Source organism: Cohnella xylanilytica (assembly GCF_014212175.1).
In the GTDB taxonomy this organism is placed as follows: Bacteria; Bacillota; Bacilli; order Paenibacillales; family Paenibacillaceae; genus Cohnella; species Cohnella xylanilytica.
The window spans coordinates 27,795-44,788 of the sequence record NZ_JACJVR010000119.1 but is presented as its reverse complement, the minus strand read 5'-3'; the positions used below and the strand labels follow the sequence as shown (position 1 = coordinate 44,788).

General features: G+C 60.5%; 18 protein-coding genes and 1 pseudogene. 6 read left to right on the top strand and 13 right to left on the bottom strand.

All coding sequences use genetic code 11. From position 1 onward, the window contains the following. Positions 1–13: 13 nt before the first annotated feature. Positions 14–1,027 carry an ABC transporter substrate-binding protein gene (locus tag H7B90_RS28080; RefSeq protein WP_185139214.1) on the bottom strand — a complete coding sequence of 338 codons (1,014 nt, stop codon included), beginning with the start codon at positions 1,025–1,027 and terminating at the stop codon, positions 14–16. Between the two features lie 357 nt (positions 1,028–1,384). Here H7B90_RS28080 and H7B90_RS28075 point away from each other — a divergent pair, with 357 nt between their 5' ends. Next, positions 1,385–2,296, top strand: a complete 912-nt coding sequence (locus H7B90_RS28075) for an SDR family oxidoreductase (protein WP_185139213.1) — start codon at positions 1,385–1,387, stop codon at positions 2,294–2,296. Between the two features lie 4 nt (positions 2,297–2,300). On the opposite strand, the gene H7B90_RS28070 is transcribed toward H7B90_RS28075, so the two are convergent. From H7B90_RS28070 to H7B90_RS28045, 6 genes are all read right to left on the bottom strand, one after another. After that, positions 2,301–3,428: an acyltransferase family protein gene (locus tag H7B90_RS28070; protein WP_185139212.1), complete on the bottom strand. Its 1,128-nt coding sequence runs from the start codon at positions 3,426–3,428 to the stop codon at positions 2,301–2,303. A gap of 181 nt (positions 3,429–3,609) precedes the next feature. Next, positions 3,610–4,068: a signal peptidase II gene (lspA, locus tag H7B90_RS28065; protein WP_246578599.1), complete on the bottom strand. Its 459-nt coding sequence runs from the start codon at positions 4,066–4,068 to the stop codon at positions 3,610–3,612. A gap of 19 nt (positions 4,069–4,087) precedes the next feature. Then, positions 4,088–5,203, bottom strand: a complete 1,116-nt coding sequence (locus H7B90_RS28060; protein ID WP_185139210.1) for a HAMP domain-containing sensor histidine kinase — start codon at positions 5,201–5,203, stop codon at positions 4,088–4,090. Continuing rightward, entirely contained in the window at positions 5,200–5,901 is a 702-nt protein-coding gene (locus tag H7B90_RS28055) for a response regulator transcription factor (protein ID WP_185139209.1), read from the bottom strand. Before H7B90_RS28055 ends, H7B90_RS28060 begins: the two co-directional genes overlap by 4 nt. Before the next feature lie 81 nt (positions 5,902–5,982). After that, positions 5,983–6,759, bottom strand: a complete 777-nt coding sequence (locus H7B90_RS28050) for an ABC transporter permease (RefSeq protein WP_185139208.1) — start codon at positions 6,757–6,759, stop codon at positions 5,983–5,985. Continuing rightward, entirely contained in the window at positions 6,756–7,493 is a 738-nt protein-coding gene (locus H7B90_RS28045) for an ABC transporter ATP-binding protein (RefSeq protein ID WP_185139207.1), read from the bottom strand. Before H7B90_RS28045 ends, H7B90_RS28050 begins: the two co-directional genes overlap by 4 nt. A gap of 216 nt (positions 7,494–7,709) precedes the next feature. Here H7B90_RS28045 and H7B90_RS28040 point away from each other — a divergent pair, with 216 nt between their 5' ends. Next, positions 7,710–8,069: a hypothetical protein gene (locus tag H7B90_RS28040; protein WP_185139206.1), complete on the top strand. Its 360-nt coding sequence runs from the start codon at positions 7,710–7,712 to the stop codon at positions 8,067–8,069. Positions 8,070–8,087: 18 nt separating this feature from the next. On the opposite strand, the gene H7B90_RS28035 is transcribed toward H7B90_RS28040, so the two are convergent. Then, complete coding sequence (locus H7B90_RS28035; RefSeq protein ID WP_185139205.1) at positions 8,088–8,546, bottom strand: winged helix-turn-helix transcriptional regulator; 459 nt, start codon at positions 8,544–8,546, stop codon at positions 8,088–8,090. Between the two features lie 102 nt (positions 8,547–8,648). Here H7B90_RS28035 and H7B90_RS28030 point away from each other — a divergent pair, with 102 nt between their 5' ends. Together H7B90_RS28030 and H7B90_RS28025 are read left to right on the top strand one after the other, a co-directional pair. Next, positions 8,649–9,134 carry a VOC family protein gene (locus H7B90_RS28030; protein ID WP_311772825.1) on the top strand — a complete coding sequence of 162 codons (486 nt, stop codon included), beginning with the start codon at positions 8,649–8,651 and terminating at the stop codon, positions 9,132–9,134. Positions 9,135–9,160: 26 nt separating this feature from the next. Continuing rightward, positions 9,161–9,742 carry a dihydrofolate reductase family protein gene (locus H7B90_RS28025; RefSeq protein ID WP_185139204.1) on the top strand — a complete coding sequence of 194 codons (582 nt, stop codon included), beginning with the start codon at positions 9,161–9,163 and terminating at the stop codon, positions 9,740–9,742. Here the strand turns inward: H7B90_RS28025 and H7B90_RS28020 are convergent. From H7B90_RS28020 to H7B90_RS28010, 4 genes and pseudogenes are all read right to left on the bottom strand, one after another. Continuing rightward, positions 9,739–10,401: a DUF4386 domain-containing protein gene (locus tag H7B90_RS28020; RefSeq protein WP_246578601.1), complete on the bottom strand. Its 663-nt coding sequence runs from the start codon at positions 10,399–10,401 to the stop codon at positions 9,739–9,741. The two genes, H7B90_RS28025 and H7B90_RS28020, sit on opposite strands and share 4 nt — an antisense overlap. A 118-nt stretch (positions 10,402–10,519) precedes the next feature. Next, positions 10,520–10,720: a response regulator transcription factor gene (locus tag H7B90_RS33815; RefSeq protein ID WP_446483099.1), complete on the bottom strand. Its 201-nt coding sequence runs from the start codon at positions 10,718–10,720 to the stop codon at positions 10,520–10,522. 256 nt (positions 10,721–10,976) lie between these two features. Beyond that, positions 10,977–13,301 (bottom strand): annotated as a pseudogene (locus H7B90_RS28015) (winged helix-turn-helix domain-containing protein); the annotation flags it as partial. 201 nt (positions 13,302–13,502) lie between these two features. Further along, a complete protein-coding gene (locus H7B90_RS28010) occupies positions 13,503–14,336 on the bottom strand; it encodes an AraC family transcriptional regulator (protein ID WP_185139203.1) in 834 nt (277 codons plus the stop codon). A 132-nt stretch (positions 14,337–14,468) separates the two neighbouring features. On the opposite strand from H7B90_RS28010, the gene H7B90_RS28005 reads away from it, so the two are divergent. Both H7B90_RS28005 and H7B90_RS28000 read left to right on the top strand, forming a co-directional pair. Beyond that, the gene (locus tag H7B90_RS28005; protein WP_185139202.1) at positions 14,469–15,464 is read left to right on the top strand and encodes a Gfo/Idh/MocA family protein; all 996 of its coding nucleotides are present in this window, start codon (positions 14,469–14,471) and stop codon (positions 15,462–15,464) included. A 2-nt stretch (positions 15,465–15,466) separates the two neighbouring features. After that, complete coding sequence (locus H7B90_RS28000) at positions 15,467–16,231, top strand: TIM barrel protein (protein WP_185139201.1); 765 nt, start codon at positions 15,467–15,469, stop codon at positions 16,229–16,231. Between the two features lie 326 nt (positions 16,232–16,557). Here H7B90_RS28000 and H7B90_RS27995 read toward each other — a convergent pair whose 3' ends face one another. Next, positions 16,558–16,944: a winged helix-turn-helix transcriptional regulator gene (locus H7B90_RS27995; RefSeq protein WP_185139200.1), complete on the bottom strand. Its 387-nt coding sequence runs from the start codon at positions 16,942–16,944 to the stop codon at positions 16,558–16,560. Between the last annotated feature and the right edge of the window lie 50 nt (positions 16,945–16,994).

Genomic DNA, 16,994 nt, shown 5'->3' with positions numbered 1-16,994 from the left:
GTCTCCGGCTCCGTCACTCGGATCCGACCATCTTGGACAGATCGTCGAGCAGGTGCTGGGCGGCCAGTATTCCGGCGCTCAAGTTCCAAGTGACGACGTCCACCGGGTAATAATGGCCGGCCTTGACGCCCTTCAAGCTGTTCCACAGCGGATGGGTCGTCCAGGCATCCTTCGTCTGCTGCCGGCTCTCGTCCCCTTCCGTAAACCGGGTGATGTCGAAGATGTAGTCGCCGTCGAGCTGCTCCATCTGCTCCTTGGAGGTCAGGTTGATCACCGTCTTGCCTTCGACCTGCTGGGACTTCGGCCGGGCGAGACCGAGCTCCTGGAAGATCGTGCCGGCGAAGCCGGTTATGTAAATCCGGGCGCTTCCGTCGCTCTCGAACCGGATGAGCGACACTTCCTTCGAGCCCAGGGCGCTCCCCGTCTTCTCCTTGAACTCGGCGACCTTCCGGTCCCACTCTTGCAGAAGCTGCTCCGCTTCCTTCTCTTTGTACATCGCTTGGGCGCCGAGCTTCAGATTGCTTTTCCAATCGAACACGTTCTCGGTCATCAGCGTCGGGGCGATCTCGGACAGCTGGGGATAGATCTTCTCGTGGCGAGACTTGGCGCCGATAATGAGGTCGGGCTTCAGCGAGACGATCGCTTCGATGTTCGGCTGCGTCTCCTCCCCGAGATTGACGACGCCCTCCATCTTGTCGCGGAGGAACTCGTACCAGGGCTTCTCTTCCCACGATTCGACCGCGCCCGCCGGCTTGACCCCGAGAGCGACGGCGTTGTCGACCGCCCCGTTGAACAGAAGTACGATGCGCTCCGGCGGCTTCTCCAGCGTGACGCTTCCCATGGCGTGCTCGATCGTTCTCTTCTCGCCCGATTCCTGCGCCGCGGCCGACGAAGCCTGCCCGCCGCTCGCCTCCGGGCTCCCGGCCGCTTCCGAAGCGCCGGACGGCTCCGAATTGCCGGAACCCGCGCCGCACCCGGCCAACGCCCCTGCCAGAACCAAAACGAACAACCCTCTTGCCCACTTCATCGGAAGTCCTCCCTCTTCCAGCAACGCGCCGCTATCCGCAAGGCGATATCCAGGTCCGCATCCGTTCCGAAGCCCGGCCCGCCTCCCTATCCTCGTCCGTGCCATTGCTGAATCCATTGTTGAGATTGATAATTATTATCATTTATAGATCATAATCGTCTTCTTCCATTTTGTACATATCGGATTTTATCCGACTGTCGCACCGATTTTATCAGGCTTGTTCGCCAAGGATGGCGTCTCCGAAGCTTCGCGGCCGGTTCGTCGTCTCCGGTTTTTCTCGCGAGATTCATACAGGTCAATAGATGTCCGGATTATTCGTCTACAATAAGTCTATATTCCAGCTGAGGAGGCATTCGAATGACGGATTTGCAAGGGAAGATCGCCGTGGTGGCGGGAGCGACGAGAGGCGCGGGGCGAGGCATCGCGACGGAGCTTGGGGCAGCCGGCGCGACCGTGTACGTAACGGGAAGATCGACGCGGGAGGGGCGGTCCGAATACGACAGGCCGGAGACGATCGAGGAGACGGCCGAGCTCGTCGCCCGGGCGGGCGGGGTCGGAATCCCCGTTCGGACGGATCATCTCGATCCCGCCCAGGTCAAGGAGTTGGCCGATCGAATCGAGCGGGAGCAGGGACGGCTGGACATTCTGGTGAACGATATTTGGGGCTCCGAGAATTTGGTCGAATGGAACGTGCCCGTATGGGAGCATTCGCTCGAGAAGGGACTGCGCATGCTAAGGCTCGCTGTCGATACTCACCTCGTGACGAGCCACTGCCTGCTTCCCCTTCTCATTCGCAATAAAGGGGGATTGGTCGTCGAGATGACGGACGGGACGGCCGAATACAATCAGGCCAACTACCGGCTGTCCCTGTTCTACGATCAGGCCAAAAATTCGGTCATTCGCATGGCCTGGGCGCTGGCCCACGAGTTGCGGCCGTACGGCTGTACCGCGGTAGCGCTCACGCCGGGCTGGATGCGTTCGGAGATCATGCTCGAGCATTTTGGAGTCGCGGAGGAAAATTGGCGGGACGCCGCGGCGGCGGAGCCTCATTTTCTAATATCGGAATCGCCGCGCTTCGTAGGACGGGCCGTCGCCGCCCTGGCCCGGGATCCCGACGCCGCCCGCTGGAGCGGGCAATCCCTCTCGAGCGGCGGGCTCGCGCAGGTCTACGGCTTCACGGACGTCGACGGCTCCAGGCCGGATTGCTGGCGTTATCTCGTCGAGGTGACGGACGCGGGACGTCCGGCCGACGTTCAAGGGTATCGTTAAGGCTTCAGGGCGTCAACTTGGGGCGCTCGGGACTCGCAGCGATTCTCGGGCGCGTCAAGGACCTGCCGAGTCGGATGGACGGGACTTCGATCCAGAGATAGGACAACGACGCCGCGGCGATCGAGACGACAAGGGTTACGAGCCAGATCGACCAGACGGGAACGACTCCGTACAGGGCGTACATAAGCGCGAATAGGACGGTAAAATGGACGAGGTACAGACTGTAGGAGATCCGGCCGATCCAGGAGATCGCTCCGATCCGGAGGACCGAAGAGATCCGGGAGGACCCCAGCGCCGCGATAATAAAGACGGAGACCCCGATGCAAGCCATCCATTCTTCGAGAGTCCGAACATGCAGCGCTTCTACATTCGGCAGGAACCATAGCGAATAGGTGTAGCACGCGGCTCCGATCGCGAGGACGATAAGCTTATGGACGCTCCGGGAGTTCCGGTACAGTCCGATCAGGCGGTCTCTGTGCTTCGCGAGACAGGCTCCGATGATAAACATAAACGCGTAATGGACGCTCATGAAGTAATTCATGTCGATTTGGCCCATGGCGAACTTCATATGCAGAAGCGATCCGACGCAGGACAAGGCGAATCCGGCGGACAGGGCTATTTTCCAATCGTATCGGACAACCAGGAGCATCAGCAGCGGGAAAATCAGGGAGATTCTCATCTCGTGCACGAGCGACCAGATGACGGGGTTGAAGGCATCCGTATCGTAGCCTCCGATGAACAGAACATGCTGCGCGACGAGCTCCCAGCTGAGCGGCGCGACCCACAGCCGGTTAAACCAGTCCGTGAGCCCGGCGATGCCGCCTTGAGAGAACAGCTCTCTCATCAGGATCGCCAATAGCAGCGTGACGAGATAAGGGATATAGATTCGGCAAATCCTTCGGACCGCGTAACTGCCGTAACTCTGCGATTTGCCTTGAAGGAACGGCAGCGACAGGACGAAGCCGCTTAGGACGAAGAACATCATCACCGCTTGATGGCTCATGAAGAACGGCGTATTCTTGACGAAGTTCGCCCACGCATACATGTCCGTAACGGCGAACAAGTGACAAAATACGACGACCAAGGCGGCTAGACCTCGTATGGAATCCAATTCCTCATACCGGGTGCTCAACCTGCACCATCCTCCTATCCGTCTCTTTTCTCTCTGTTATCTCTCTCGTTTCGATACCATACGTCTCAAAAACTATATAATCGATACTAATCGTATCATCACATCTAGACTCTGTCAATTTGCGTCATGGGCAAGGGTGCGACAGATCAGGGAGTATCGGACATGGCGGCCGCGGCGTCCGTTAGCGATTGTTCGGCGCGCGCGCCCCTTTCAAGTGATGAATCATGACAAGAACGACCCCTAGGCATAAGAACGAATCCGCTATATTAAATACGGGGAAGTCGAGAAAATGAACTTGAATCATGTCCACGACCTCTCCTTTGAAGATGCGATCGATAAAATTGCCCAGCGCTCCGCCCATTATTAGAGCCAAGCCATAGGACATCCTCTTGCCCTCTAGGCGCGCTTGGGGCAAATAGCAAATCATTCCGGCAAGGACAACGGTCGTCGCGACGATAAAAAACAGCAGCTGTCCTTGCAATAGGCCAAAAGCGGCCCCGCTGTTCCGAACGGATGCGAGTCCGAGAACTCCAGGGATCAGAGGGACTTCTTGGCCGATTTTCATATATGTCGACACAAGCCGCTTGGCCGCATGGTCCGCAATAAACACGCAGGCGGCTATTAAGTAGTAACGAAACACCTTGGCACGGCTCCTCTCCTTACAGGGATTGCATCGCGGCGGAATGTCGCGTATCCGCCGTCGGCAGCGTGAAATAAACCGCCGTTCCGCCGCCCGCTTCGTTCTCGATCCAGATCCGTCCCCCATGGCGCTCGACGATCCTCCGGCAAATGGCGAGTCCCAGTCCGGCGCCGCCGTAGTCTCTGGAACGCGACTTCTCCCCGCGGTAGAACCGCTCGAACAGATGCGGCAGATCCGCTTCGTCTATGCCCGGCCCGTTATCCTTGACCGCCAATCGGATCTCGCCATCCCCCTCCTCCGCGAGAATCGCGACGACTCCGTTCTCCCCCGCATACTTGCGCGCATTGGCGATCAGATTGTCGAAGACCTGCTCGATCCGGTCGCGGTCCGCCAGCACGGTTCTGGACGGGAACGGCGTTCCGACCCGAAGCGTCGTCGGACCGTCCTGGAATTCCCGCTCGATGGGAGCCACGACGGATTCCAGCAGCTCCCTGCTGTTCTGCCGCGCGAACTCCATCTCCGATCGCCCGGACTCCAACTGGGAGAGCTGGAACAGCTCCTCGATTCGCCTGTCCAGTTGGACGGTCTTGTCCCGAATGACCGCCAGGTACCGTTCGAAGCGCTCCGGATCGCGCGCGACGCCTTCCTGCAGCCCTTCCACGTACCCCTTGATCGAAGTGATCGGGGTCCGCAAGTCGTGCGAGATGTTGGCGATCAACTGGCTGCGCGCTTCTTCTTCGGCGGCTTGCGCCTCCTGCAACTGCTTCAGCCGGAGCCTCATCGCGTCGAACGCCGCGCAGAACCGCCCCATCTCGTCGCTTCGTTCGTATCCGACCGCGTGCCCGAAGTCGCCTTGTTCGATCCGTTCCGCCGCTAGGCTCAATTGCTTCAGCGGCGCCAGGATGCTCCGGGAGACGATCCTCAGGAGCAAGACGGCGCATACGGCGAAGGCTAGCAAGAGCAGAAGGGCAAAGACCAGCGCGAGCGGCGGATTCCCGCTTGCGCCAGGGGAATGAAGGCCGTTCGGGCTGCGGCCTCCGGCCATCCCTCCCGCCGTCAACAGGATCGTCGGGAGCAAAATAACGGACGTCAAAGCCGCCGTCAGCTTGGCGCGCAGCCCGATCCGCAGCTTCATGGGAGTCCTCCTTCGAATTTGTAGCCGACTCCCCACACCGTCCGAATATAGACGGGGTCGGAAGGATCGTCTTCGAGCTTCTCCCGAAGTCTCTTGATATGAACGGTTACCGTGTTCAGGTCGCCGTACTCGTCGTATCCCCACACCTGCTCGAAGATCTGCTCGCGCGTCAACACTTGGCGGGGATGGAGAGCCATGAACCGAAGCACCTCGAATTCTTTGGCCGCCAGCTTGATCGGCCGGTTGCCGCGTCTCGCTTCGTACGACAGCGGATGCAGCTCCAGGTCGCGGAACTTCAGAACGTCCGGGGTTCCGGGCGGGGACGACAACTGATGAGCCCTTCGCAGCTGGGCTTTGACCCGGGCGACGACCTCGGCGGGGCTGAACGGTTTGACGACGTAGTCGTCCGCCCCGAGGCCGAGCCCGACAATTTTGTCCGTCTCTCCCTTGCGGGCGCTGAGCATGATGATCGGGATGGAAGATTCGGAGCGGATCGCCCGGCACACTTCCATGCCGTCGAGCTTAGGCAGCATGACGTCCAAGATGGCCAGCTGAGGATTCCGTTCCCTGAACATCCGAAGCGCCTCCTCGCCGTCTTCGCTCACGAGGGCCTCGAATTGATGGTCCTCCAAGTAATCCCGAAGCAAGTCGGCGATCTCCCGTTCGTCTTCCGCGATCAGAATTTTACAGCCTCGCACGGATACGCGCCTCCGATCCTAGAGTCTTCGCCTCTATCATACCATTATCGGACCATGACCGAGGCGGGATCCCCGAATTCGTCAAGAGGCGATATCTTTCCGGCGGAAGGCGGAGACGCTGCCCAGATAGAAGACGGCGGCATAGGCGCAGATGACGGCTATGGACAGGATCATTTTCCCCGGCGAGAAGTCCTTCCAGAATTGAAGATGGAAAAAGTAAATCTGCGAGATGATCGAATAGTTCACCAGCGCGTCCGAATGCTGGAAGATCGGTTCGATAATCATTAGCCCCAAGGCGACGCCGATCGTAATCCCCATATTAGCCGTGACGATCGCGATATACAGGACCAGCAGGCCGAAGCCCAAATAGGGCAGCAACGAGAGCAGGGCCGATTGAAGGGTCATGTAAACGCCGGCCGCAGGCGGGAAGCTCGTCCCCTCGAACACCGTCCGATCCCCCCAGCCGAACGCCGCGGTTCCGACGACGTAAGACGAGACGATGGTGTAAAGGAGCATGGCGGCCGCGAAAAAGAACATAGAAACGATTTTCGCATGGAGCAGTTCCCGGCGGCCGACTTGGCGCAGCAAGGTCAGCTTCACCGTACCGTGCCGGAGCTCGTCCGCCATCATGTCGGCGACGAAGATCGCGAGGAACACGACCATGATCTGCGGCAGCCCGCCGACCATCTGGATCGCAAGCGACTGGCCGTTCGGGTACAGGAAGATATGCTCCGGCCCCTTCGCCTTGTACTGAAGAACGTTCGAGACTTCCACGATGCCGATGAGGATCATGAACAGGTAAAACTTCTTGAGACGAAACGCCTTGAACAGCTCGTTGGCGACCAGCTTCCGATTCATCGGACGGCCGCCCCGCTTCCGACGGTCTCGAAGAACAACGCCTCGAGCGACCGAGCTTCGGAGGATCTCAGCAGATCCTCGACCTTCCCCTCCATCAGCAGCTTCCCCCGATGAACGACGCCCACCCGGGTGCATAGCTGCTCGACTTCGTGCAACAAATGGCTGGACAGCATAAACGTCATCCCCTCGTCCCGCAGCCGAACGATGAGCTCCTTGATCTCCCTCATCCCTTGCGGATCGAGCCCGTTCGTCGGTTCGTCCAGAATGACCAGCTTCGGACGATGAAGCAGCGCGCCCGCCAGGCCAAGACGCTGTCTCATGCCAAGCGAGAAGCTGCGAACCTTGTCTCCGGCCCGCTCCTGCAAGCCGACGGTCTCCAGAGCTTGCTGCACGCTCCGTCTCCCGGCGCCGGGAATCAAGTTCGCCATCAGCTTCAAATTGTCGAACGCCGAGAGATGCGGGTAGAACGCCGGATTCTCGACGATGGCCCCGACGTGGCCGATCGCCTGCTTAAACTCCGTCTTCAAGTTGTGTCCGGCGATCCGAACCTCGCCCGAATCGGGATGCATCAGTCCCGTCGCCAGCCGGATGACCGTCGTCTTGCCGGATCCGTTCGATCCGAGGAAGCCGTAGATGTCGCCCTCCTCCACCCGGATGCCGACGCCGTCCACCGCCGTTCTCTCGCCGAATCGCTTCGTCAGTTCCCGCGTCTCCAACAATGGCCTTCCGCTCATCGTATCCCTCCTGATTCATGCTTTCGAGTCAACCTCTTTGAATACGTTACAGGAGGGTTCTGACATTTCGGCGTTGAATTGATGAATGAACTCTAGTGCAATTCTGAACTTTTCATAAACTTTGAGCGATAAGGGAAGGAGCGGATTGTTGGACGTGATGAGCCAGCTTGGGCCCGCAACAAGCGGAATAAAAAGCATGGAAGGTGAGGGTTCATCTTGAAAAGAATTTGGTTAACCGGGTCGCTGCTCATCGTTATCGCGATCTTCGTCGGAGCGGCGGTTGTCGTTAGAGGACAAACGTTGGATCCGGAATACGCGGCCGTGCGGGAAGTCGACGTGACGAGCGGGGTGATCGCGATCAAGGGTCAAATTACGGACTCGGGCCGGCATTACGTCGGCTATCGTACGGAGTACAAGAATGGGATTCTATCGGTGCGAATCAAAGCGAGGATTTATCCGAGCACGCCAAGCCAAGGAGACATCGAGGCCGCCATCCCGAATAAGTACGACGGCCTGCGCGAGATCCGGCTCGTATCCGGGGATGCGCGAACGGCCAAAACGATCTGGTCCGAATGAGCTGCCAAGCCGCAGCGTCTATAAATTCAACCGCGCGATGACGCTGTCGGGCCCGTTAAAAAAGGAGCTGCCCGCCTTCACGGCCTCGATCCAGAGCCGGACGACTTCCTCCCTGTCGCGCTTCAACGCTTCGAACCAGACGTCCGGCGCATCCGGATCGGGGCTGTTCCGCGTCCCCCACATCGCGATCTCGTAAACGACGGGAATCAGCTCGATGCCTTTATCCGTTAGAGAGTAAACGAACTTTCTCTTGTCGGAAGGATCGGGCCGCTTGGCGATGATTCCCTTCCTCTCCAAGTGGGCGAGCCTGTCCGTGAGCACGCTCGTCCCGATCCGCTCCTTCGAATCCAGAAATTCTCCGAACGTTTTTTTGCCGAGGGCGGCCATATCGCGCACGATGAGCAGCGACCAGGTGTCGCCGATGATCTCTACCGTGAAATTAATGGGACAACGGGACTTGTTCTCTTCTCTTTTCATGAGAAAATCATATCAAATCTCGATTTGATGATCAAAGTAAAATTTGGTATATTGCTTATGGACATATTACTTTCATTATCAAAGTAAGAAAGGAGGATGAACGTGGACGTATACATGCCCAAGATCACCCCGCATCTGTGCTTCGATCATCAAGCCGAGGAAGCGGTCGGCTTCTACGTGTCCGCCTTCCGCCATTCGGCCGTCCTGAATGTCACTCGTTATGGCGATGGCGGAATGGGGCCGCCCGGCTCCGTCCGGACGATCCGGTTCCATCTGAACGGCCAGGAGATCATCGCCGTGAACGGCGGTCCCTCCTTCCGGTTCGGCGACGGCCTCTCGCTGTACGTCAGCTGCGAGAACCAGGAGGAGATCGACGAATTGTGGGACAAGCTCTCGGAGGGCGGGACTAGGGAGACGTGCGGCTGGTTGAAGGACAAGTTCGGCGTCTACTGGCAGATCGCCCCGCGGATCGCTTGGGAGATGGTGAACGACCCCGATCCCGACAAATCGCGCAGGGCGATGGAAGCGATCGATCGGATGACGAAGATCGAGATCGATCCGCTCGTTCGAGCGTACAACGGACTGTGAACCGAAGAGAGAAGGAGCGCTGACTTATGGGAAAAGCGGTATTGACGATGCACGCGTCGCTGGACGGCATCGTCACCGGAGAGGAACGTTGGATGACAATGAGCGACGAGATTCTGGGGGAGTATCTGGGCTATTACGACGGGGTCGATCGGATCGTCGTCGGAAGCCGTACCTATGCGGAACTGGCGGGGTATTGGCAGAACGCGGAACGATCGTCCGCGTCCGGCATCGAGCGCGAGATCGCGAGGAAGATCAACGACATTCCGAAGCTCGTCCTGTCCCGATCGCCCCAAGACCTCGTCTGGAGAAATTCGGAGCAGCTCCGGTTCGAGGACGACGATTCGTTGATCCGACAGATCCAAGCCTTGAAGAACGCCGTCGGAACCGTCTCCGTCGAGAGCGGCTTGCAGACCTGGCGGTTTTTCCTCCGCCACGGCCTTTATGACGATCTCTGGATGTTCGTGCATCCCGCGATCGCCGCTCAAGGCGAGCGATTGTTCGATGGGCTCGACCATACGCACGCCTTGCGGTTAGCGAGCAGCAAGACCTACGGCAACGGCGCGATCGGCCTATACTACCGGAGGAACGAATCCGAGCGGCTTGTTTAGCCGGGCGTTCGCCCCGATCCGTCGGCTCCCTTGACGATCAGCCAGATCGGCAGCGCCAACTCGAACAATCCCCCCGGGATGAACAGAAGCATTCCGGGGTCGGCTCCGGCCATCGTCAAGCAGCTGCTGGCCAGCAGCGCAACATAGCCGATGATGCCCAACAGCGACAAGCTTCTCGGGATTCGCTTCGTTCGATAGAACGAGAAGCACATGAGCAGGCTGCCCAGACCGAGGACCAGCATGGCGAGCTGGAATGCCATTTCTTTGCCCTCAATCGCCAGGCTCCCTATCGTCCTTAAGGAAGAATCCCCTCCGGCTATCCCCTCTTCGCCGAGCCCGAGCAGCGCGAGCGGGCCGATCATGCTGGCCAGGAGAAGAGCGGCTTCCACGATTCTCGAGCTCAAGTAGCCGATGGCGATCGACTCGCGATGCTTCTTCAGAACCGGGTACAGGAAGATCGCGATCCCGATCACGGCCGCGGCATTGACGAACTCGAGGAACAAGCCGGCCATCGCTTGCATACGGTCCGAATCCGCGAGGACCGGGAACTCCGGCCGGTTCAGGATGGAGGTTAACAGCCCGCTTCCGATCAAATAGGAAGCCGTCGACAGGAGGAACAAAGCCCCCGCCGCTCTTGCATTGCCCGTCATCGAATTCATGTCTCGTCTCCTTCTGATTGATCCGTTATATACTTCGCAGTATAGCTGCGGCGGATCGAACCGGATAGACACTTAAGTGTCGGAGACGGTGTCATTGCGCATTCGCGCGGCCGGGCGCCTATTCGATGAAGCCGAGCTTGCGGGCGAGGGCGATCGCTTCCGTGCGGCGCTTCACCTGCAGCTTGCCGTAGATTCTCCGGTTGTGCCCTTTGACGGTGTCCAAGGCGAGGAAGAGTCTCTCTCCGATCTCCCGATTCGAGAGTCCCTGGGCGCTCAGCCGAAGCACCTCGAGCTCGCGCGGCGTCAAGGGTTCGACCATCAGGCCGGATGCCGCGGCATGAAGGGAACCGGAGCCGGACACGGCTGCGGACGGACGGGAATTCCCCTTCCGCTCCGATTCGCGGGAAGCCATCAGCTTCGCTACGTAGCCGGGCAGCGTCCCGCGAATGGCGGCTTCCGACAGCAAGGGTACGAGGAGCGGCCCTTCGTCCAGGAAAATCCGCAAGTATCCTCCCGGCTCCGCCCGTTCGAGAGCTTCGATCAGCAACGGAACGGTCTCGGCCTTCTCCCCCCGTCGCGTCTGCAGCCATCGCCCGCAGGATGATCGCTCGCAGCCGTTCGTCCGCCCGGGTGCCGACTTCCGCCCGCAGCCCGCAAGACTCGAGCGCGGCCAAGGCCGCCGGCGCGTCGCCGCTCGCCAGGAGCGCACGCGCGAGCTCGAGCGGAAGCTCGTGCATCCGGGCCAGGCGCAAGGCTTCGGCCGGATGGCCGCCGCGAAGCGCGGCTTGAGCCTGCGCGGCGGCCACCTCCGGCGTCCGGTGCGGCAATCCATGCCGGCGGACGAACCGAAGAACGGCGTCCAGCCTCTCGGACGCGCCTCCCGCTTCGCCGGCAGCCAGCATTAAGCGGGCCATCATGATCTCGCCGGTAACGATTCTGTCATAGTCGTTCATCGATATCGCCAAATCAAGCGACTTCCGGGCATGCTCCTCGGCCGGCTCCAGGTCGTTCCACTCATAGGCGATTCGGGCCAGCCCGATATGAGCTTCGCTCAGAACGGGCAGCGGCAGGTCGCCGGTCAGCCCCAGAGCGCTCCGGTACCGCTCCTCCGCCTCGAACAGCCGGCCGTCCGCTTCGAACAGCTGGCCTTGGCCGACGATCGCCGTCACGGTCATCAACGAATTCCCCATCCTTCGGCTTAACGCCAGCGCTTCCTCATAAGCGCCGGCAGCCTCGGTCCGTTCCCCGCGCGATTGGTAAGCGACTCCCAACAGCCAGAACATCGCGAGGCGGATAGGAAGGGCGTCCGGGTGAAGCTGCTCCAACGCGCGGCGAGCCTGGACGATAACGGCAGCCGCCTGGCGCCGGTCGCGGACCGCCCCGGCTTGCGCGGGGGCAATCTGTCCGACAAGCTCTCCGGTTATATCGTCTGCGTCCGATTGCTGCAGTTGCCGTTCGGCGTCAAGAAGCTTCCGCTCGGGGGAGAAGCCGCTTCCCGCCATTCCGATCGCCGCCAGCGTCGCGCGAGTGGCTGCGACAAGGCCCGTCAGGTTGCCCAAGCCAGCCCGCTTGTCTTCCGCCTTCGAGCCTCTGGCCTCCTCGCGAGCGGCCGCCTCCGCGGCTTGCAGCACCGGTTCGACTTCGGCGGGCCTGCCGGCCAGCAGGAGCGCGGAGGCGTGCAGGACCTGCAGCGCGGGCCTCGCGTCCCGTTCGGATGCGGGCAGCGACTCCAGCCAACGGAGAACGGGAGCGGCCTCGCCCCGAAGGTGAAGAGGAAGCACTCTTCCTTCGGCAAGCCGCGCAGCCCGCCCGATATCGTTCGCGGCGACGGCATGGCGGAACGCTTCCGCTTCCATTCCGTTCTTCTCGTACCACGCGCTGGCGCGAACGTGCAGCTCCGCCTCGTCCGCAGGCTCCGGCATGGCGTCCGAGGCCGGCGGATGACGCAATCGCTTCCGAAGCAATTCGGCGAACAGATGGTGATACCGATACCAGCGCCGTTCGTCGTCCAAGGGGATGACGAACAGGTTGGCGCGCTCCAGGTCCCGAAGGACCCGTTGTCCGGACCCGGCCGGCGCTTCCGGCAGAACCGCCTCGCAGAGCGATCCGCACAGCCGGTCCAGGATGGACGTATGCAGAATAAATTGTCGAACCGATTCCGGCTGTTTGTTCAGCACTTCTTCCGTCAGGTAATCGAGCAGGACCCGGTGGTGGCCGGCGAACGTCCGGATGAAGGAATCGGCGTCGGGGCGTCCGCGGAGGGAGACGGCGGCCAGCTGCAGAGCGGCGATCCATCCCTCCGTGCGGGATTCCAGCTCCGCTGCCGCTTCCATCGACAAGCCGACGTTCATGACGCCGTTCAGGAACTCGACGGCTTCGTTCCGATCGAACCGCAAGTCCGTCGCGTCCAGCTCCGTCATTTGGTCCTGAACCCGAAGCCGGGCCAAGGGGAGCCGCGGTTCCTCGCGGGTGAGGAGAACGAGGTGCATCTTGGGCGGCGAATGCTCAAGCAGGTAGGCCGTCATATGGAGGACAGCTTCCGAGCGGATCGCATGGAAGTCGTCCAGGACGAGAAGGAAGGGCTCGGAGATCTTCCCGATCTCCCGGAGAAGCTCGTTCAGCGCCGATTCCGCGGGCGGCGGCTCCGGCGCTTGCAGCCATTCCGGCAGGCCGCGCGCGAGATCGTCCCGAATCGTTCCAAGCGCCTCGATCAGGCCGTACAGGAACCGATTCGGATCGTTGTCGCCCTCGTCCAGCGACAGCCATGCGGACGGACGGGCGCAGGCGGACAGCCACTCGCTCGCCAAGGCGGTTTTGCCGTAACCGGCGGGCGCCGAGATCAAGGTCAGCCTGCGGCGCAAGCCTTCGTTCAGCCTCTCCGTCAGACGCGGCCTAACCATCCCGTTCGGCCGGGCCGGCGGGATCAGGAGTTTGGCGGGCGCAAGAGGAAGTTGCATCATAGACGGATCTCCCCTGTTCCGGGCTGCGCGATTCGAGTTGCCGTCAAGCCCGAATCGATCATAGCATACCGGTTCGAACGGCGTAAACGATTCGGGATCAACGAGGCGACCGACAGCTTCCCGAATCCGCCGACCGCTCCGTTATTCCGAATACTGCCGCCGGAATTGGACGGGGGTCATGCCCGCCAGCCGGCGGAACGTCTGGACGAAGTGGCTGTCGTCGAGGAATCCGACGTCCGCCGCGATGTCCTTGACGGGCCGGCCGCGATCCTCCAGGAGCCGCTCCTTGGACTTCTGGATGCGGAACTTGAGCAGGTATTGGTAAGGGCTGACCCCCCAGCTCTGGCGGAACAGCGCGTTCAAATATTGGGGGCTGACCCCGATCGTCTCCGCCATCTGTTCGAGGCCGAGCCCCGGGTCGCCGTATCTCTCCTCGATGAGCAGATAGATCGGGGTCAGCCTCTCATGCCCCTTGGACAGCGAGGGCTGGCCCCCGACTTGCCCGTATTGCTTGAGCTGGGCCAAGAACGCATAGACCTCGAGCGACCCGTTGATTCCCGCGAAGTCGAAGCTGTAGCGGCATTTCTCCCCGAACTGCTTATGGACGGAGGACAGCGGACAGTCCGCTTCCCAGCCGATCGGACGCATATGCTGCAATTCCAGCGACGCCGTAATCGGATTGGCGAGCGCCCCGTCGAACGTCAGGAACCAGGTCCGCCAGCGTTCGGTCTCCGGAGAATACGAATGCGGGACGTTCGGCTTCAGCAGAATCCCCTGGTCCGGATGCAGCTTATATCGGTTGCCGTTCACGACGAATTCGCCGCAGCCTTCAACCGTATGCAGCCAATGGAAGCAGGGGAAGCCGTCCTCCCGGCCGACCGCGTTCTGCTCCCCGTATCCCACCGTCACGAGATGGAGCGGCAGCCTCTCGTCCCATTCGGTCGTGACGAAGTGCCTTCCGTAGAAGGAATCCATTCTTCGCAATCCCGCTTTCATTTTCTCATATCGAATTTGAAATATATTATATATAATTTGTCAAGTCCATGCATTACAATAAAGGCGAAAGTAGAACATTCTTATACCTCACCGGAATGGGAGAGTGAAGCTGTGACCGTCAAGCTCGGCTTTATCGGAACCGGAGGCATCGCCCAGCATCATCTGAAGAATCTCGTTCGCATGGAAGGCGTGGAGCTCGTCTCGTTCTACGATGTGGATCTTCAGCGCGCGGAGAAGGCCGCTTCGGAGCACGCCGGGGCGAGAGCGTATTCGAACCTGGACGATCTGCTCGACGGAGCCTCCCTCGACGGCGTCTACGTCTGCGTCCCCCCGCTCGCTCACGGAGACGCGGAGAGGAAGCTCATCGAGAGAGGCATTCCGTTCCTCGTCGAGAAGCCGCTGGGCATCGATCGGGACGTGCCGGCCGACATCGCCGCCAGGGTGAAGGAGAAGAAGCTTCTCACCTCCGTCGGCTACCACTGGAGATACGACGAATCCGCGAGCCGGGCCAAGGGGCTGCTGGCGGACCGTACGCCCGGGATGGCTCTCGGCTACTGGATGGGCGGCATGCCGATGGTTCCCTGGTGGAGGAAGCAGGCCGGCTCGGGAGGCCAGTTCGTCGAACAGACGACGCATATCGTGGATCTGCTGCGGTATCTGTGCGGGGAAGTCCGCGAGGTCTATGCCGCTTATTCGCTTCGGGTCATGGGGGAAAAGGTGGAGGACACGGACGTTCCGGACGTCGGCACCGTCGCCTTGAAGCTCGCGAACGGAATGGTCGCCACGATCTCCAATACGTGCATGATGCCGATCGGCCACCGCGTCGGGCTTGACTTGTACACGGACAAGGGCGTTCTCGAGCTGCGGAGCGACGCGCTGCGGGAGCTGACCTCGGAGGGGACCCGGACCTATCCGAACGAAGCCAATCCGTATTACCTGGAGGACGAGGCGTTCGTTCACGCCCTGAGGACCGGCGATCGGTCGCGCATCCGGTCCGATTACGAAGACTCGCTTCGCACCCACGAGGTGACGATAGCGGCCAACGAATCGGCGGCAAGCGGGACGCCGGTAAGCCTGGAAGCCCGAATCGGAGAGGGGATCGTTTAAGCATGAAATTTTCCTTGTGCATCGGGGCTTATCCCGGCAAAGACGAGATCTATCACCTGGAGAAAATCAAGGAGCACGGCTGGCACGGACTCGAATATTACGCTTGGTGGAACCTCGAGGATCTGAAGCGGACGGCTCGCGAGCAGGAGCGAATCGGCGTCGGCATCAGCGCGACCTGCACGAAGTTCATCAGCTTGGTCGACGAATCGCTGCGCGACGCCTATCTGGAGGGCGTGCGCCAGACGATCGAGGCGTGCCGGATTCTGAACGTGTCATCCGTCATCTCCCAGACGGGGAACGAGCTGGAAGGCGTGCCGCGGGACGTTCAGCGCCGGACGATGGTGGAGACGCTCAAGAGATGCGCTCCCCTGTTCGAGGAAGCCGGCATCGTGCTGGAGGTCGAGCCGCTGAACGGGCTCGTCGATCATCGCGGCCACTTCCTCCAGCGCTCGGACGAGTCGGTCGACGTCATCGACCAGGTCGGCAGCCCGAACGTCAAGCTCGTGTTCGACGTCTACCATCAGCAGATCACGGAAGGCAACGTCATTCGCAACGCGACCGGCTACATCGACCGCATCAACCACTATCATATCGCGGACAACCCGGGGCGCAAGCAGCCGGGCACGGGCGAGCTCAATTACGTCAACATTTTGCGCGCGATCAAGGAGACCGGCTTCGACGGGTTCGTCGGCCTCGAGTGCGGCTATACGATCGATACCGACGAAGCGATCGGCCAATTCAAGCGGGAAGTGCTGGCGGCGTTGTAGCAAGAAAGGCAAGGGGCAGACGGTCCTCCCGGCGGGGAGGGCCGTCTTCTCTTGACGGCCGTTCCTCATAATGAAGACGGATCGGAGAGATACTCATGATGGATAACCCGGGAGGTGAATGGATGAATGAGCACGAAGAAGAAACCCGATAAAAACAACCCCAAAAGCAGCCCGTCGCGGTCCAACGATCCCAACGATCAAGGAAGACCTAACGCGCAAAGGTAAAGGGGAAAACGCCTGGCTGATTTTGCGGAACTCGTTGGAAGAGCAGCTCGCTATGCGGGGCCTCTCTTCCTTCCGTGCGAACGCGGCGCGGTCGCGCGAATTCAAGGAGTCGATGGCTGCGCTTCGTCCCTCGGAACGCAAGGCGCAAGATGACCCCGTTTATGCGATTCGCCCCACTCCTTCATCAACAGGATGATCGGCTTCAACGTCAGGCCGTACTCCGTAAGCGAATACTCCACTCTCGGCGGCACCTGCTTATATACTTCTCGGCGGACGATCCCATCCTCTTCCAGTTCCCGAAGCTGCAACGCAAGCATCCGCAGCGTAATCGCCGGGCACAGGCTTCGAAGCTCGCCGAACCGCTTCGCGCTATCCATAAGGTGATACAGCAAAATTCCCTTCCACTTGCCTCCGATCCTTTCGAGCGTATATTCGACCGGGCAAGCTTCTCCCTCCGGATTATCGCCGTGTCGGCTTTTTCGCGGCATCTCTTCCTCGACCGCCTCTCTTCATCGTTTTAAATCCTATATTACAAAAT

Excerpts from the sequence above, each read along its gene's own strand:
- H7B90_RS33815 (WP_446483099.1), bottom strand. The coding sequence starts at position 10,720 with ATGGTCGAACCCTTGACGCCGCGCGAGCTCGAGGTGCTTCGGCTGAGC.
- H7B90_RS28080 (WP_185139214.1), bottom strand. The coding sequence starts at position 1,027 with ATGAAGTGGGCAAGAGGGTTGTTCGTTTTGGTTCTGGCAGGGGCGTTG.
- H7B90_RS28020 (WP_246578601.1), bottom strand. The coding sequence starts at position 10,401 with ATGAATTCGATGACGGGCAATGCAAGAGCGGCGGGGGCTTTGTTCCTC.
- H7B90_RS28010 (WP_185139203.1), bottom strand. The coding sequence starts at position 14,336 with ATGGATTCCTTCTACGGAAGGCACTTCGTCACGACCGAATGGGACGAG.
- H7B90_RS28050 (WP_185139208.1), bottom strand. The coding sequence starts at position 6,759 with ATGAATCGGAAGCTGGTCGCCAACGAGCTGTTCAAGGCGTTTCGTCTC.
- H7B90_RS28045 (WP_185139207.1), bottom strand. The coding sequence starts at position 7,493 with ATGAGCGGAAGGCCATTGTTGGAGACGCGGGAACTGACGAAGCGATTC.
- H7B90_RS28025 (WP_185139204.1), top strand. The coding sequence starts at position 9,161 with ATGGGAAAAGCGGTATTGACGATGCACGCGTCGCTGGACGGCATCGTC.
- H7B90_RS28000 (WP_185139201.1), top strand. The coding sequence starts at position 15,467 with ATGAAATTTTCCTTGTGCATCGGGGCTTATCCCGGCAAAGACGAGATC.
- H7B90_RS28035 (WP_185139205.1), bottom strand. The coding sequence starts at position 8,546 with ATGAAAAGAGAAGAGAACAAGTCCCGTTGTCCCATTAATTTCACGGTA.
- H7B90_RS28060 (WP_185139210.1), bottom strand. The coding sequence starts at position 5,203 with ATGAAGCTGCGGATCGGGCTGCGCGCCAAGCTGACGGCGGCTTTGACG.
- H7B90_RS28075 (WP_185139213.1), top strand. The coding sequence starts at position 1,385 with ATGACGGATTTGCAAGGGAAGATCGCCGTGGTGGCGGGAGCGACGAGA.
- H7B90_RS27995 (WP_185139200.1), bottom strand. The coding sequence starts at position 16,944 with ATGCCGCGAAAAAGCCGACACGGCGATAATCCGGAGGGAGAAGCTTGC.